The sequence below is a fragment of the Streptomyces sclerotialus genome (assembly GCF_040907265.1).
Classification (GTDB): domain Bacteria; phylum Actinomycetota; class Actinomycetes; order Streptomycetales; family Streptomycetaceae; genus Streptomyces; species Streptomyces sclerotialus.
Genome location: NZ_JBFOHP010000002.1, coordinates 7,875,637 through 7,889,809 on the forward strand (window position 1 = coordinate 7,875,637; position 14,173 = coordinate 7,889,809).

Here is a 14,173-nt window from a genome sequence, read left to right on the forward strand (position 1 = left end):
ATCACCGGGAACGTCGCGGAAGAGAGAAGGCAGGTGGCCCACTGATGGCCGATCAGTTCGTCGGGTCCGGCTGGTCGTTCCCGCTGCGCATCAGCCCCACGGGCGGTATCGCCCTGGTCAGCGGCGAGCGCGAGATCGAGGAGGCCATGCGGCTCGTACTGGCCACCGCGCCGGGCGAGCGCCCGATGCGGCCCGAATTCGGCTGCGCCATCCACGACATGGTCTTCGCACCGGTCAACGAGGCCACGGCGGGCCGCATCCAGCACGAGGTGTACGCCACCCTGGACCGCTGGGAGCCGCGCATCGAGGTGGACGACGTCACCGTGACGGCGGGCGACGACCAGGGCGTGCTCTACATCGACGTGCGGTATTCGATCCGCGGCACCAACAACCCGCGCAGCCTGGTCTTCCCGTTCTACGTCATCCCCTCGCACGACGAGCCGGCCGGTGCCGGCTCCGCCGACCCGGCCGGCGCGCCCGGCAACCTCCCCCGTACGTCCGACGAGCACATTGGAAGCGACCGCTGATGGCCCTGCCCTCCCCGAACCTCGACGACCGCCGCTTCCAGCAGTTCGTCGACGACGCCAAGCGCTACATCCAGCAGCGCGCCCCGGAGTGGACCGACCACAACGTCTCCGACCCCGGCGTGACGCTCGTGGAGACGGTCGCGCACATGGCCGACCAGGTCGTCTACCGGCTCAACCGGGTACCGGAGAAGAACCACCTGGCCTTCCTGGACCTGCTCGGCATCACGCTCTTCCCGCCGTCCGCCGCGCGGGCCGACGTGACGTTCTGGCTCTCGGCGCCCCAGGAGCAGCCCGTACGGCTGGCCGCCGGGACCGAGGTCGCCACCGCGCGTACCGAGAGCGAGGAGGCGGCCGTCTTCGCCACCGAGCGTGACCTCATCGTCGTACCGAGCGAGTTGTCGCACCTCGTGGTCCATCCGCAGGGCGGTGAGGTGACCGAGCGGACCACCGATCTCGTCGAGGCCAAGGACGTGAACTGCTTCGCCGAGGCCCCGCAGCCCGGCGACCGGATGCTGTTCGGGCTCAGCGCCGCCGTACCCCACTGCGCCGTCGTGCTGGCCCTGGAGAGCCGGGTCGACGGCGTCGGCGTCGACCCCCGGCAGCCCCCGCTGGTCTGGGAGGCGTGGACCGCGGACGGCTGGGCGGCCTGCGAGGTCGAGCGGGACACCACCGGCGGTCTGAACCGCCCCGGCGAGGTCGTCCTGCACGTCCCCGGCGGCCACGTACTGTCCCGCACCGCCCGGCGCGAGGCCGGCTGGCTGCGCTGCCGGGTCACCGACCCCGCCGCAGGACAGCCCTTCTACACCGTCTCGCCCACCATCCGCGCCGCCGAGGCGTTCACCATCGGCGGCACCACCCGCGCCGTGCACGCCGACACCGTCCGCGACGAACTCCTCGGCGAGGCCACCGGGCTGCCCGGCCAGCGGCTGCGGCTCGCCCACGCGCCCGTCGTCGGCGACGTACCCCCGCTGCACCTCCAGATCGCCGAGCGCGACGGCTGGACCGACTGGCAGGTCGTCGGCCACTTCGCCGCCTCAGGCCCGGACGACCGGCACGTCACCCTCGACGCCGCCACCGGCGAGATCGCCTTCGGCCCCGCCGTACGCGAACCCGACGGCAGCCTCCGCCAGTACGGCGCCGTGCCGCCCAAGGGAGCCGTCATCCGCGCCCGCCGCTACCGCACCGGCGGCGGCAAGGCCGGCAACGTGGCCCGCGGCGCCATCCAGGTGCTGCGCGACTCCGTCCCGTACGTCGCCGAGGTCACCAACCGCGAGGCGGCGAGCGGCGGCGTCGAGGGCGAGACCGTGGAGGAGGCGAAGGTCCGCGCGCCCATCGCGCTGAGCGCCCAGGACCGCGCGGTCACCCTGCGCGACTACGAGGAACTGGCCCGCCGCGCCGCGCCCGAGACCGCCCGCATCACCTGCCTGGCCGCCGAACCGGACGAGCACGGCGCACACGCCGTACGCGTCCTGGTCATCCCGCAGGCCGTGCCCGACCCGGGCGGCCGGCTCCGCTTCGAGCAGCTCGTGCCCAACGACGCGCTGCTCAGCAGGATCACCCGGTACCTCGACGACCGGCGGCTGATCGGCACCCGGCTCGCCGTGGGCCCGCCGTACTACCAGGGCGTCACCGTCGTCGCGACGCTGCACGCCTTCCGCGGCACCGACACCGACCGGGTCCGGCGCGAGGCCCACGACGCGCTCTACCGCCACCTGGACCCGCTGACCGGCGGCGCGCACGGCACCGGCTGGCCCTTCGGGCGGCCGGTGCAGGCCGGCGAGGTCTTCGCGGTCCTCCAGCGGGTGCCCGGCGTCGAACTCGTCGACGAGGTGCTGCTGCACCCCGCCGACCCGCTCACCGGCAAGCGCGGCGACGCCACCGACCGCATCCCGCTGGAGCCGTCCGCGCTGGTCTTCTCCTTCGACCACCGCGTCCGGGTGATCGGGGACGCGTCATGAGGGGGTCGGTCGACGGGCTCGGCTCGTCCGCGCCGCTGGGCGCCATGCTGCCCGCCGTCTTCGCCGAGGACGACCTCGCCCAGCGCTTCGTCGCCGGGCTGGACGAGGTGCTCGCCCCCATCCACAACGTCCTGGACTGCCTGGACGCCTACTTCACGCCCTCGCTCGCGCCGGCCGACTTCACCCGCTGGCTCGGTGAGTGGGTCGGCGCCGCGCCCGACGGCGGCCCGGACCTGCCCGAGGACCCGGCACAGCTGCGTGCCGCGGTCGCCGCCGCCGTACGCCTGCACCGTATCCGCGGCACCCGCCGCGGCCTGGAGGAGGCGGTCCGGCTCACCTTCGGCGTCACACCGGAGATCGCCGAGAGCGGTGGCGCCACCTGGGACGCCCGGCCCCTCGGCCCGTTCCCCGGCGGACGCCGCCCGAGCCTGCACGTGAAACTCCGGCTCCCCGACCCGGGACCGCACGACGAACACCGGCTGGAGCGGCTCGTCGCCGCCGCCCGCCCCGCGCACATGCCCTACACGGTCCAGGTGACCGCAGCCGAAAGGACATCCGACAGGTGACCGACCACAACTCCGCCTCCTCCGCCGACGGCGGCCGGCCGGCGGGCTGCCCCGAGTGCGGTACGCGTACGGCGCCGGGCCAGACCTTCTGCGACGGCTGCGGCACGGTACTGGGCTGGAAGCCGCCGAAGATCGACACGGGCACCGCGGGCCCGTCCGCCGCCCCCGCCGGGAGCGCCGGCACCGCCGCGCCCCGGGACACCGCCGTGCCCCGGGACACCGCCGGACCCGAGGAGACGACGGCCCCGCAGAACCCGGTCCCGGCCGGGGACACCGCCGCGCCCGCGGCCGCCGCCTCCCGGGAGAGCACGGCGCCCGAGAACACCGCAACCCCCGAGGGCGCCGCGGCCGCGAACCCCGCGACACCCGGCACCGCGAACCCCGACACCGCCCCGACCGTCCCGGTCGACCGCGCGCAGGCGGACGCCGCAACGGCCGACGAGCGGGCCAGGGCGCTGCTCGTACCGGTCGCCGACCCCGAGCAGCGGGTGTCGGCGCCGTCCGTGGCGCCGGTGCTGCCCGGCCGGCCGGAAGCGGCCCGCCCCGTGGCGCAGGGCCCGCTCACCGAACCCGGCGAGGAGGGCGGCACGCCCTGCCCGTGGTGCTCCACCGGCAACCGCCCCGACCGCCACTTCTGCCGCCGCTGCGCCATGTCGCTCGCCGCCCGCCAGGAGGGCCCGGCCCGGCTGCCCTGGTGGCGCCGGATGTTCGACCGCCACAACCGGCCGGCGCCGTGGGCCGGTTCCCGGCCGCGCCTCCGCCGGGACCTGGGCCGCGTCCTGAGCTGGCTCGTCGGCCTGATCGTGGTCGGCCTGGTGGTCACCGCGCTCTTCAACATCGGTACCGCGGTGGACGCCGTACGTGACCACTTCGCCAAGCGGGCGCAGGTCGCCCCGGACGCGTACGCCGCGTCCCGGTCCTTCGACGGCCACAGCGAGAAGCTGGCGTTCGACAAGTTCAACAACACCTGGTGGGGACCGGGCGTCTCGCAGTCGGGCGAGGGGGAGTGGATCGAGGCCCGGTTCGACCAGCCGGTCCGGCTGCTCGACCTGATGATCACCCCCGGCGTCTCGGCGCGCCCCGCCGACCTGACCAAGCAGGCCCTCCCGCACCGGGTCGACGCGCTCGTGACCACGTCGAAGGGGCACCACTTCACCCGTCACCTCGTCCTGGACCAGTCCAGCGGCCCGCAGCAGATCCCGTTCCGCGTCGGCGAGGTCAGCTCCGTCCGGTTCGTCGTGCGCTCCTCGTACAACGTCGCCTCGGACAAGCAGGTCACCTTCGCCGAGATCGAGTTCTTCGGGCGGTCCCACCAGTCGGTGTCCTGAGGCCGGGGGAGCCCCCAGGGGCCCCAGGGCCGCTCGTTCGGATCGCGCAGGGCTCGCGGGCCCTGGCACCGCACCTCGCCGCGTTGTCGTCGGTTGCCATGGCTCCGCCATGACGCCCTCCGCCGCCTTGCGATGCACGGCCCCGGACCCCGCTCCCTGATCCGGCCTGATCCGAACGAAAGACCCTAGCCCGCGTGCCGGTCGTCGGAGGGGTCGGTGCCGTCGCCGTCCAGCGCCGCCCGGAGTTCTGTGCGGCGCCGTATGCCCAGTTTGCGGTAGGTGCTGGTCAGGTGGGTCTCCACGGTCCGGCGGGCGAGGTGCAGCAGTGCGCCGATCTCGGCGTTGGAGCGGCCGTCGGCGGCCAGCGTCGCGATGCGGCGTTCGCTGTCGGTGAGGGCGTCGGCGCCGGTGTGCCGGGCGGGCCCGCGGCGGGCGCCGCTGTCGCGCAGGGCCTGTTCGGCCTCGGCGAGGGGCCGGCCGGCCCCCATCCGGTCGGCGGTGGCGGCGGCCTCCCGCAGCAATGAGCGGGCCCGGCGCGGCTGCCCGGCGGCAGCGAGCTGCCGGCCGTGCGTGATCAGCGCCGGGACGAGCTCGATGTCCAGGGCGCGGGCGGGCGCGCCGTCCGCCGCCGCGTACCCGGCGTCCGGGTCGGGCTCCGGAGCGCCGTCCCGCAGCACGGTGACGGCCTGTCCGGTCAGTTCCAGGCCGTGCCGCCCGCCGGTGGCGGCGCCCAGGACGCGCAGTGCCCGGCCCAGTACGCGGGGGGTGCCCCATACGGCGGCCAGCCGGTACTCCTCCTCGGCGAGCGGCAGCGCCTCCTGCGGCCGGCCGAGCGCGAGGTGGCACTCGGCGGCGGCCGAACGCCAGGCGGAGACGGACGGGCTGAGGATGTCCCGGGCGGTCTGCCGCCGCCCGCAGTCGAGGAAGTCGTCCAGCGCCGCCATATGATCCCCCTCGGCGGCGCGCAGCACGCCACGGGCGTAGAGGAAGCGGTTCAGCTGCCAGCCGTCGGTCTCCTCGTCGACGTGGACGTCGGACACGATCCGCCGGGCGTCGGCCGTCCGCCCGGCGCGCACGAGCGAGATGACGGCGTGCGCCCGGTAGTTGGTCGGCGCGGCGCGGCCCGCCGGCACCCCGGCCGGCCGTCGGTCGGGGAACTCCGCCGTCGTGAACCGGCCGCGCGCTGCGGCGGTGTCGGCACGGGTGTTGAGGAGGGCGTGGTGGGCCGGGTGCAGCGGCGAGAGGCGTTCGGTCAGGCCGTCCCGTACGAACCGGTCGGCGTCCTCCAGCGCGTCCGCCCACTGCGCGACGGTGGAGGCCGCGCTCATCCGGTACGGCAGCAGCAGCCGGTCCTCGGGCACGGCGACGAGCTCCCGCACCTGCCGCATGGCCGCCTCGGCCGACAGCAGCCCCGCGGCGGCCTCGTACCGCACCAGCAGCGTCCGCACGGCCGGGCTGAGCAGTCCGGGCCGCCGCTCGGCGGTCTCCCGCAGCCGCTGGTGGACCTCGCGCCGGATGTCCCGGTCGTGGTCGGAGAGGAGCGCGGCAGCCGTCTGCACCGTACGGGCCAGCACCGGGTCGTCCTGGTCGTCCAGGCCCCGCAGTACGTCGAAGGCGGCCCGTGCCTCGCCCCGGTGGACGAGCGCGGTGCCGAGCCCGAGCGCCGTCAGCACCCGGTCCTTCGGCCCCTGCTGGAGGCGCAGCGCCTCGGTCAGCCGCGGAATCCCCGCCGACCGTACGGTGGTGAACTCCAGCGCGCCGAGGCGGGTGAGCACCGCGGCGCGGCGCTCGCGGGGCATCGGCGTGTCCAGCGCGCCGCGCAGGTAGGCGGCGGCGTCACCGTCCCGGCCCGCGCCGGCCGCCTCCTGGGCCGCGTCCAGCAGCACGTCGGTGACCCACTCCACGCCGGGCGGGTGCGCCCGCAGCAGGTGCCTGGCGACCGCCTCGGCGCGGTCGCCACGGCGGTACCGGTACGCCGCCGCCCGGCGGTGCACCGCGAGCCGGTCCTCCTCCGGCCGGCCGTCCAGCAGCGCCCCGCGCAGCAGGGGGTGGGCGAAGACCGGGCCGCCGTGCCCGGGATCGCGGCGCAGCAGACCCAGCCGGGTCATCGCGGTGATCCAGCCGGACACCCGGGCCACCCCGGCGCCGCTCACCTCGGCCAGCAGCTCGTCGGTGACCTGCGTGTGCGCCTCGCCCGTCGCCTCCAGCTCGGCCAGGGCGCGGGCCACGGCGGCGGTCTCGGGACCGGCGCTGTCCAGCCACCACAGCACGGCGGCGGCGTACGCGCCCGGGTAGAGGTCGGCACAGCTTTCGGGCAGCGCCACCCCGTCCCGGCCGCCGTCCGGCACCACGGCGCGCAGGTCGTCCAGCAGGGCGCGCAGCAGCAGCGGCAGGCCGGCCCCCGCGCGGACACAGCCGTCGACCCAGGCGTCCGACGCGTCGGCGCCGAAGGCCTCGCGGACCAGTGCCGCCGCGGCGGCGGGGCTCAGCGGGGCGGGTGCGTGCGCCCGTACCAGTGCGGGCGACAGGGCGTGGGCCAGGCCGTGGCCGGGCGGCGCGATGTCGTACTGGACCCGCTCGCTCGCCACCAGCAGTACGGGCAGTTCGGAGAGCCGGCGGGCGGCCTCGGCCAGCCAGCGCCGGGAGGCGGAGTCGGCGAGGTGCACGTCGTCCACGGTCAGCAGCAGCGGCGAAGCGGCCGCGTACGAGCGGAGCAGCCGCCACAGCCGGGCCGGCAGCCCGTCGTGGCGCGACGGCCGGTGGACGTCGTCGTCCAGCCCCGCGCACGGCGGCGGATCGAGCAGGCGCAGTACGGTGCCGAACGCGGTGCCGGCGCCCTCGGCGGAACAGTCGGCCCGCAGCACCCGCATCCCGTTGCCCGCACCGTGCCGGGCGGCGGCGTCCAGTAAGGCACTGCGGCCGGTCCCGGTGGGCCCCCGGAACAGCACCAGCCGTCCGCTTCCGGCCCGGGCGCGCTCGGCCTCGGCCGATAGCAGGGCGAGCGCGGTTTCGCGTTCGAGGAGCGTGGTCACGGGCACCGACCGCCGCTGATCTCGTGGTTCCTCTCGTGGTCAGCCACGATTGCGGCCCGGACAGTGCCGGCGGAAGGCTGTCGGGTGTGCGTGCCGCTCACGGAGCGTGCCCTTCGCGGAAGGACAGGCGGCCGGAGGGCGTACGCACACAGAACGCCGCGTACCCGAAGTCGCGTACGTACCGCAGGACAAGCACGTAAGGGAATCGTTGTGCACGTTCGGACCCGGGTGCCGGTCGTCGTCCACGCATCGGATCCGCTCTCCCACGCGGGAGCCGTGAGCCAGTTGCGAGCGCAACCGGAAGTCGAACTCCTCGACGACACGACGGCTCCCCCTCCGGACGGCACGGTGGCGGTACTGCTCACCGAGAAACTGGACGAAACGGCACTGACGCGGTTGCGCAGGCTCATACGGACAGACGGCTCCCGGGCCGTTCTGGTTACCGAGTTGATCCGGGAAGCGGAGCTGCTCCAGGTGATCGAGTGCGGTGTCGGCACGATCGTCTGGCGGCGTGAGGCCACCGGGCACCGGCTCCTCAAGGCGATACTCGCCGCTTCCCGTGGCGAGGGTGACCTCCCGTCCGACCTGCTCGGACGGCTGATCACCCAGATAGGCAGCATGCAGCGCAGCACGGCAGGACCGGCCGACTTCCCCGCTTCCGGCCTCACCGCGCGTGAGGTCGACGTGCTCCGGCTGGTCGCCGAGGGCCTGGGCACCGGTGAGATCGCTGGCAAGCTCTCGTACTCCGAACGCACCGTCAAAAACGTGATGCACGGCCTGACGACCCGGCTGCACCTTCGCAATCGGGCCCATGCCGTGGCATTTGCTCTCCGTGAAGGCTACATCTGACGGATCGGACGCCCGTCAAGGGCCCCCGGGGCACCGTTGGGTGCCCCGTGAGCGGCACCGGAACGGCTCCCGGGACCGCCCCGCGCGGGCGAGGATGAGCCGAGTACGACGACACGCGGCAAGTGAAGGGCACGACCGTGATCCACGAGGTGGACGAGGTACTCAAGGGGCTGCTGAACGGGGGTGCGCTGGCCGGTTCCGGCGTCGAGATCGCCTTCGACGCGCCGACCCGGGAATGGGCGGCGCGGCGCAACGCCCCGGCCGTCGACGCCTACCTCTACGACATCCGCGAGGACGTCGGCCGGCGGCAGCGCGGCACGGTACCGGTCCGCGACGACCAGGGAGTGGTACGCACCCGGCGGCAGCCGCCGCGCTGGTTCCGGCTCGCCTACCTCGTCACCGCCTGGACCAAGCGCCCGGAGGACGAACACCGGCTGCTCTCCGCGGTGCTGGCCACCCTCCTGCCGCACGAGACGCTCGCCCCCGGCCAGCTGACCGGCTCGCTCGCGAACCTCGGCCTGACCGTCCCCCTCACCGTCGCGGGCCCGCACACCGAGGCCCGTTCGCTCGCCGACGTCTGGTCCGCGCTCGGCGGTGAACTGAAGCCGTCCCTCGACGTCGTCATCACCGTGCCGTTCCCCGCGTACCCCGAGTACGACGCCGGACCGCCGGTCACCGAAGGCGCCGGGGTACGCGTCCGTGCCGTCGACGGCACCCTCGACGACAACGCCGAACGCCGGCACCGCCCCGGCCACCTGGCCACCGGAGGGGCCGCACAGTGAGCACGCCCGACCTCTCGCCCGGTACGGCGCCGGGCCCGTCCGCCGATCCGCTGCTCGCCCGGCTCGCCCGGCTGCGCGAGCGGGTGGCACTCCTCGTCGACCGGCGTCGCGCCGCCGACCCGACCGCCGACGACCCGCTGCGCGGGCTGTACCTGTCCGAGGAGTCGGTACGGCGGCTGCTGAGCGCCGGAGCGGAACCGGCGCCGGAGCGGGGCACCGAACCGGACCCGCAGGCCCCGGCGGGAGCCCTGGACCCCGAGGAGACCGGGGCCGGTGACAGCCTGCGGGAGCTGGCCGAACGCCTGGGCCTGACCGCCCTGGACACCCGCATCCTGCTCATCGCCCTCGCCCCCGACCTCGACCGCGCCTTCGAGCCGCTCTACGGCTACCTCAACGACGACGTGAGCCGCCGCCGGGCCACCACCGGGCTGGCGCTGGAGCTGTGCGGGGTGCCCGTGCACACCGCGGCGGCACGCGCCCGCTTCCACCCGTCCGCGCCGCTCCAGGCCCTGGGCCTGCTCACCGTGGAGGAGCCGGAACGGCCCTTCCTCAGCCGCGGCCTGCGCGTCCCCGACCGGGTCCTGGCCCATCTCCTGGGCGACGGCACACCGGACGCGGAACTCGCGGGCAGCGTACGGACGTCCGTCGCCGGGCCCGGTCCCGGACCGTTCTCCCGCAAGCTGGCCGAGCGGCTGGCGCGCGGTCCGCTCACGGTGTACCTGCGTGAACACCGCGGCGGCGACGGGCCGGCCTGTGCCGCTGCCGCGCTGCGCGCCGCCGGGCTCGGCGCGCTCCACCTCACGCCGGGGGAGGGGGCGCCGTATCCGGAACTGCTGCGGGAGGCGCGGCTGACCGGCCACGCGATCGTCGTGTCCCCCCTGCCCGAGCAGCCGCGCGCCCTGCTGCGCGCGCTGGCGGCGGACGACGTCACCGTGCTCCTGGCCGACACCCGGCCGTACGACCCCCGGTGGTCCGAGGGCGGCCGTGACCCGCTCGTCCTGGACGTGCCCCGGCAGCGCGCGGGTGACGTGGCGGCCTGGACGGCCGCCCTCGCCGCCGCGTCGGGCGCCGCACCGGAAGACCCCGCATCCGACGCCGCCTCCGACGCCGCCGCGTCCGACAGCCCGGCCGCCGGACCGGACTTCGACCTCGCACCGGTCGTCGCCGCCTACCGGCTCGGCGACGCCGGTGTCCGCCGGGCCGCGCGGGCGGCGCTGGCGCTGGCGGAGTTCGACGGCACCCCGCTGACCGCGGAGCACCTGCGGCTCGCCGCCCGCCGGCAGTCCGCCTCGGGGCTGGAGCAGCACGCCCGCCGCATCCGTCCCGACGTCGGCTGGGACGATCTCGTCCTCCCCGGCACCCAGCTGGCCGCCCTGCACGAACTGACCCGGCGGGCCCGCCACCGCGACCGGGTGCTCGGCGACTGGCGGCTGAGCGCGGGCGGCGGCCGAGGCCGCGGCGTACTGGCGCTGTTCGCGGGTGACTCCGGTACCGGCAAGACGCTCTCCGCCGAGGTGGTCGCCGCCGACCTGGGGCTGGACCTCTACGTCGTCCAGCTCTCCTCCGTCGTCGACAAGTACGTAGGGGAGACCGAGAAGAACCTGGAACGGATCTTCGCCGAGGCCGACCGTACCGACGCCGTGCTGCTCTTCGACGAGGCCGACGCCGTGTTCGGCAAGCGGTCGGAGGTCAAGGAGGCCGGCGACCGGTACGCGAACATGGAGAGCGCCTACCTGCTCCAGCGGCTGGAGTCCTTCGACGGCATCGCGCTGCTCACCACCAACCTGCGCGCCAACATCGACGAGGCGTTCACCCGCCGGCTGGACCTGATCGTCGACTTCCCGTTCCCCGCCCCTGACCAGCGTCTCGCCCTGTGGCGGCACAGCCTCTCGCACGTCCCCTGCGCCGAGGACATCGACCCGGGCCCGTGCGCCGCGGAGTTCGAGCTGGCCGGCGGCGCGATCCGCAGCGCGGTCGTCACCGCGGCCTACGCGGCGGCCGGGCGCGGCGGCCCGGTGAGCAACGCCGACCTGCTGGACGGCGCCCGCCGCGAGTACCGCAAGGCGGGCCGTCTGGTGCTCGACGACGCCGACTGGTGAGGACGGCCGTACGGACGTCATCAAGCCGTTCCCGGCGGCCGGGGGCGTGGGCGCGCGGGGCGCCGACGGGGTGCGGTCCGGGCCGGTACGTGGGCCGGTGCGCAGGTCACGCGGCGCTCTCCGAATAATAGTTGCATTCCGGACCAATCGGCATAAAGAGCTGGCCGATCGTTTCCGGACCGGGCGGGTGCGGTGCCTTCTTGTGGGCGGCGAGTGTCCACCGTGACGATCGCCCCGTCCCGGTCGGAGCCGGATCGGAGGCCGGGACTTCCGTTCGGGGCAACCCCCCACCGACTTCCGACTTCCAGGAGTCCCCATGAACGACCGCCTCAGCCTCAGCCCGGATGCCGCACGGCAACTCGCCACGACGACCAAGACCAGGCCCCAGATGCGCGGGATCACCCCGCGCTACCTGCTCCGCGCCCTGCCCTGGGTGGACGTCGACTCCGGTGTCTTCCGCGTCAACCGGCGCCGCACCTTCCTGCTCGGTGACGACCGGATCACCGTCGACACGGACCACGAGGGCAACCGCCACGTGCTCAGCGAGGACCTGCGGGAAGTCCCCTACCTGCGCGAGTCCGACCCGGCCCTGCTGGAGGAGCTGGCCCGCGGGTTCACCGAAGTCACCTTCGAAGCGGGCCAGTCACTCGTCGACGAGGGAGCCTCCTGCGACCGTCTGTGGGTGCTCGCGCTCGGCCGCGCCGAGAAGCGCGTGACCACCCGCTACGGCGACGAGACCGTCCTGGAGGTGATCGGCGACGGGCAGTTCTTCGACCTCGACGCCTGGACCCGCGGCGAGCCCATGCCGTACCAGGTCAAGGCGCTCACCCCGGGCGTCGCGCTGTGCCTCGACCGGGCCGTCCTCGGGCGCCTGTCCGACCGTGACGAAGCGCTGTGCGCCGCCGTCACCGCGTACAGCGAGGGAGGCGCGCCCCTCGCGGGCAAGGAGGCCCCCATCCAGCTCTCCGGCGGCCACGTGGGCGAGCCCGAACTGCCCGGCACGTACGTGGAGTACGAGGACGCGCCGCGCGAATACCACATGACCGTCGCCCAGACCGTGCTGCGCGTCCACACCCGGGTCTCCGACCTCTACAACGAACCCAACGACCAGGTGCGGGCCCAGGCCGACCTGACCATCCAGGCGCTGCGCGAGCGCCAGGAGGCCCTGATGCTCAACCACCCCGAGTTCGGTCTGTTCCACAACGTCAGCCCGGGCCAGCGGGTCCAGACGCGGACCGGCGCGCCCACCCCCGACGACCTCGACGAACTCCTCACCAAGGTCTGGAAGCAGCCGGGTTACTTCATCGCCCACCCCAAGGCGATCGCGGCGTTCGGCCGGGAATGTACCCGCCGGGGCGTGCCCCCGGTCATGGACACCCGCTTCGGCAGCCCGCTGCTGACCTGGCGCGGCGTACCGCTGCTGCCCTCGGACAAGGTCGGGTTCGGCAACGGGGCCGGCGCGGCGGCCGGCACCACCGAGATCCTGCTCATCAGGGCGGGGGAGGCCGAGCAGGGCGTGGTCGGGCTGCGCCCCTCGGAGGTGCCCGACGAGGTCGAACCGGGCCTGTCCATGCGGAACATGGGCACCGACAAGCGGGCGATCACCTCCTACCTGATGACCGCCTACTTCAACACCGCGGTCCTGGTGGAGGACGCCATCGCCGTGCTCCAGAACGTCGAGGTGTCCAAGTACCATGACTACTCCTGAGACCCTGCCGCCCCCCGAGATGCCCACGGGGGCCGGCTTCGATCCCGAGACCGTGCGGCGGGACTTCCCGGTGCTGCACCGGACGGTCAACGGCCATCCGCTGGTCTGGCTCGACAACGGCGCCACCACTCAGAAGCCGCGCCAGGTCATCGAGACGCTCGCCGCCTACTACGCCTCCGCCAACTCCAACATCCACCGCGGCGCCCACTCCATGGCCCGCGAGGCGACCGAGGCGTACGAGGGGAGCCGCGCGGCCGTCGCCGCGTTCCTCGGCGCGGCCTCCCCGGACAGCATCGTCTTCGTCCGCGGCACGACCGAGGCGGTCAACCTCGTCGCGCAGACCTGGGGCCGGGCCAACCTCGGCGCCGGCGACGAGATCCTGGTCCCCGCCCTGGAGCACCACTCCAACATCGTGCCCTGGCAGCTGATCGCCAAGGAGCGGCGCGCCCGGGTGGTCCCCGTACCGCTGCTGCCGGACGGCCGGATCGACCAGGACGCCTTCGCGGACCTGCTCTCCTACCGCACCCAGCTCGTGGCGCTGAGCCACGCGTCGAACGTGCTCGGCACCATTCCCGCGGTACGGGAGATGACCGCCCTGGCCCACCGCTACGGCGCCAGGGTGCTGGTCGACGGCGCCCAGTCGGTCGCGCACTTCCCGGTGGACGTCCAGGCGCTGGACGCCGACTTCTACGCCTTCTCGGGGCACAAGCTGTTCGGCCCCACCGGCATCGGCGCGCTGTACGGCAAGCCGGAGGTGCTGACGGCCATGCGGCCGTGGCAGGGCGGCGGCAACATGATCGACTCGGTCGACTTCGGCCGGACGACCTTCGCCGCCGTGCCGCACCTTCTCGAGGCCGGCACCGGCAACATCGCCGGCGCCATCGGCCTGCACGCCGCGATCGACTGGCTCACGTCCCTGGACCGCCCCGCCGTCGAGGCGTACGAGAAGGCCCTGACGGAGTACGCCGTACGGTCCCTGGCCACCGTCCCCGGACTGCGGCTGCTCGGCTCGGCCCCGGAGCGGATCTCCGTCCTCACCTTCACGGTCGCCGGGTACGACCCGGCGACGGTCGCCGAGTGCCTGGACCAGGACGGCATCGCCGTCCGCGCCGGCCACCACTGCGCCCAGCCCGCCCTGCGCCACTACGGCCTGGAGAGCGCGGTACGTGCCTCGCTCGCCCTCTACAACACACCGCGGGAGGTGGATGCACTGGTCGCTTCGCTGCAGAGCATGCAGCAGCGCGATTAGCACAATGGGGTGCCTCCGGAAACTGGTGCGTGCCATTCAGGTGACGCAAGGTGTGCAACTGAATACGTGCGGTTA

The 14,173-nt window shown here is 74.4% G+C and carries 10 protein-coding genes; 9 read left to right on the plus strand and 1 reads right to left on the minus strand.

Annotated elements, in window-relative coordinates; translation table 11 throughout:
• The first annotated feature begins 44 nt into the window (after positions 1 to 44).
• From AAC944_RS34695 to AAC944_RS34710, 4 genes are read left to right on the plus strand one after another with little or no spacing between them, the layout of a single operon-like run.
• Entirely contained in the window at positions 45 to 527 is a 483-nt protein-coding gene (locus tag AAC944_RS34695) for a GPW/gp25 family protein (protein ID WP_037772032.1), read from the plus strand.
• The gene (locus tag AAC944_RS34700) at positions 527 to 2,485 is read left to right on the plus strand and encodes a putative baseplate assembly protein (protein WP_030613537.1); all 1,959 of its coding nucleotides are present in this window, start codon (positions 527 to 529) and stop codon (positions 2,483 to 2,485) included. The genes AAC944_RS34695 and AAC944_RS34700 overlap by 1 nt, the downstream gene beginning before the upstream one ends.
• On the plus strand, positions 2,482 to 3,051 hold the full coding sequence (locus AAC944_RS34705; RefSeq protein ID WP_030613540.1) for a phage tail protein: 570 nt from the start codon (positions 2,482 to 2,484) through the stop codon (positions 3,049 to 3,051). Before AAC944_RS34700 ends, AAC944_RS34705 begins: the two co-directional genes overlap by 4 nt.
• On the plus strand, positions 3,048 to 4,379 hold the full coding sequence (locus tag AAC944_RS34710; RefSeq protein ID WP_030613544.1) for a zinc ribbon domain-containing protein: 1,332 nt from the start codon (positions 3,048 to 3,050) through the stop codon (positions 4,377 to 4,379). The genes AAC944_RS34705 and AAC944_RS34710 overlap by 4 nt, the downstream gene beginning before the upstream one ends.
• A 185-nt stretch (positions 4,380 to 4,564) precedes the next feature.
• Here AAC944_RS34710 and AAC944_RS34715 read toward each other — a convergent pair whose 3' ends face one another.
• Complete coding sequence (locus AAC944_RS34715; RefSeq protein WP_368396657.1) at positions 4,565 to 7,411, minus strand: AAA family ATPase; 2,847 nt, start codon at positions 7,409 to 7,411, stop codon at positions 4,565 to 4,567.
• 204 nt (positions 7,412 to 7,615) lie between these two features.
• Here AAC944_RS34715 and AAC944_RS34720 point away from each other — a divergent pair, with 204 nt between their 5' ends.
• The 5 genes from AAC944_RS34720 to AAC944_RS34740 all read left to right on the plus strand — a co-directional run bounded on the left by AAC944_RS34720 (position 7,616) and on the right by AAC944_RS34740 (position 14,098).
• Complete coding sequence (locus tag AAC944_RS34720) at positions 7,616 to 8,260, plus strand: helix-turn-helix transcriptional regulator (protein WP_030613550.1); 645 nt, start codon at positions 7,616 to 7,618, stop codon at positions 8,258 to 8,260.
• 137 nt (positions 8,261 to 8,397) lie between these two features.
• A complete protein-coding gene (locus tag AAC944_RS34725; RefSeq protein ID WP_030613553.1) occupies positions 8,398 to 9,042 on the plus strand; it encodes a Pvc16 family protein in 645 nt (214 codons plus the stop codon).
• On the plus strand, positions 9,039 to 11,141 hold the full coding sequence (locus AAC944_RS34730; RefSeq protein ID WP_030613556.1) for an ATP-binding protein: 2,103 nt from the start codon (positions 9,039 to 9,041) through the stop codon (positions 11,139 to 11,141). The genes AAC944_RS34725 and AAC944_RS34730 overlap by 4 nt, the downstream gene beginning before the upstream one ends.
• A gap of 316 nt (positions 11,142 to 11,457) precedes the next feature.
• Positions 11,458 to 12,849 carry a family 2B encapsulin nanocompartment shell protein gene (locus AAC944_RS34735; RefSeq protein WP_030613558.1) on the plus strand — a complete coding sequence of 464 codons (1,392 nt, stop codon included), beginning with the start codon at positions 11,458 to 11,460 and terminating at the stop codon, positions 12,847 to 12,849.
• Positions 12,836 to 14,098 carry a SufS family cysteine desulfurase gene (locus AAC944_RS34740; protein WP_078888516.1) on the plus strand — a complete coding sequence of 421 codons (1,263 nt, stop codon included), beginning with the start codon at positions 12,836 to 12,838 and terminating at the stop codon, positions 14,096 to 14,098. Before AAC944_RS34735 ends, AAC944_RS34740 begins: the two co-directional genes overlap by 14 nt.
• The last annotated feature ends 75 nt before the right edge of the window (positions 14,099 to 14,173 follow it).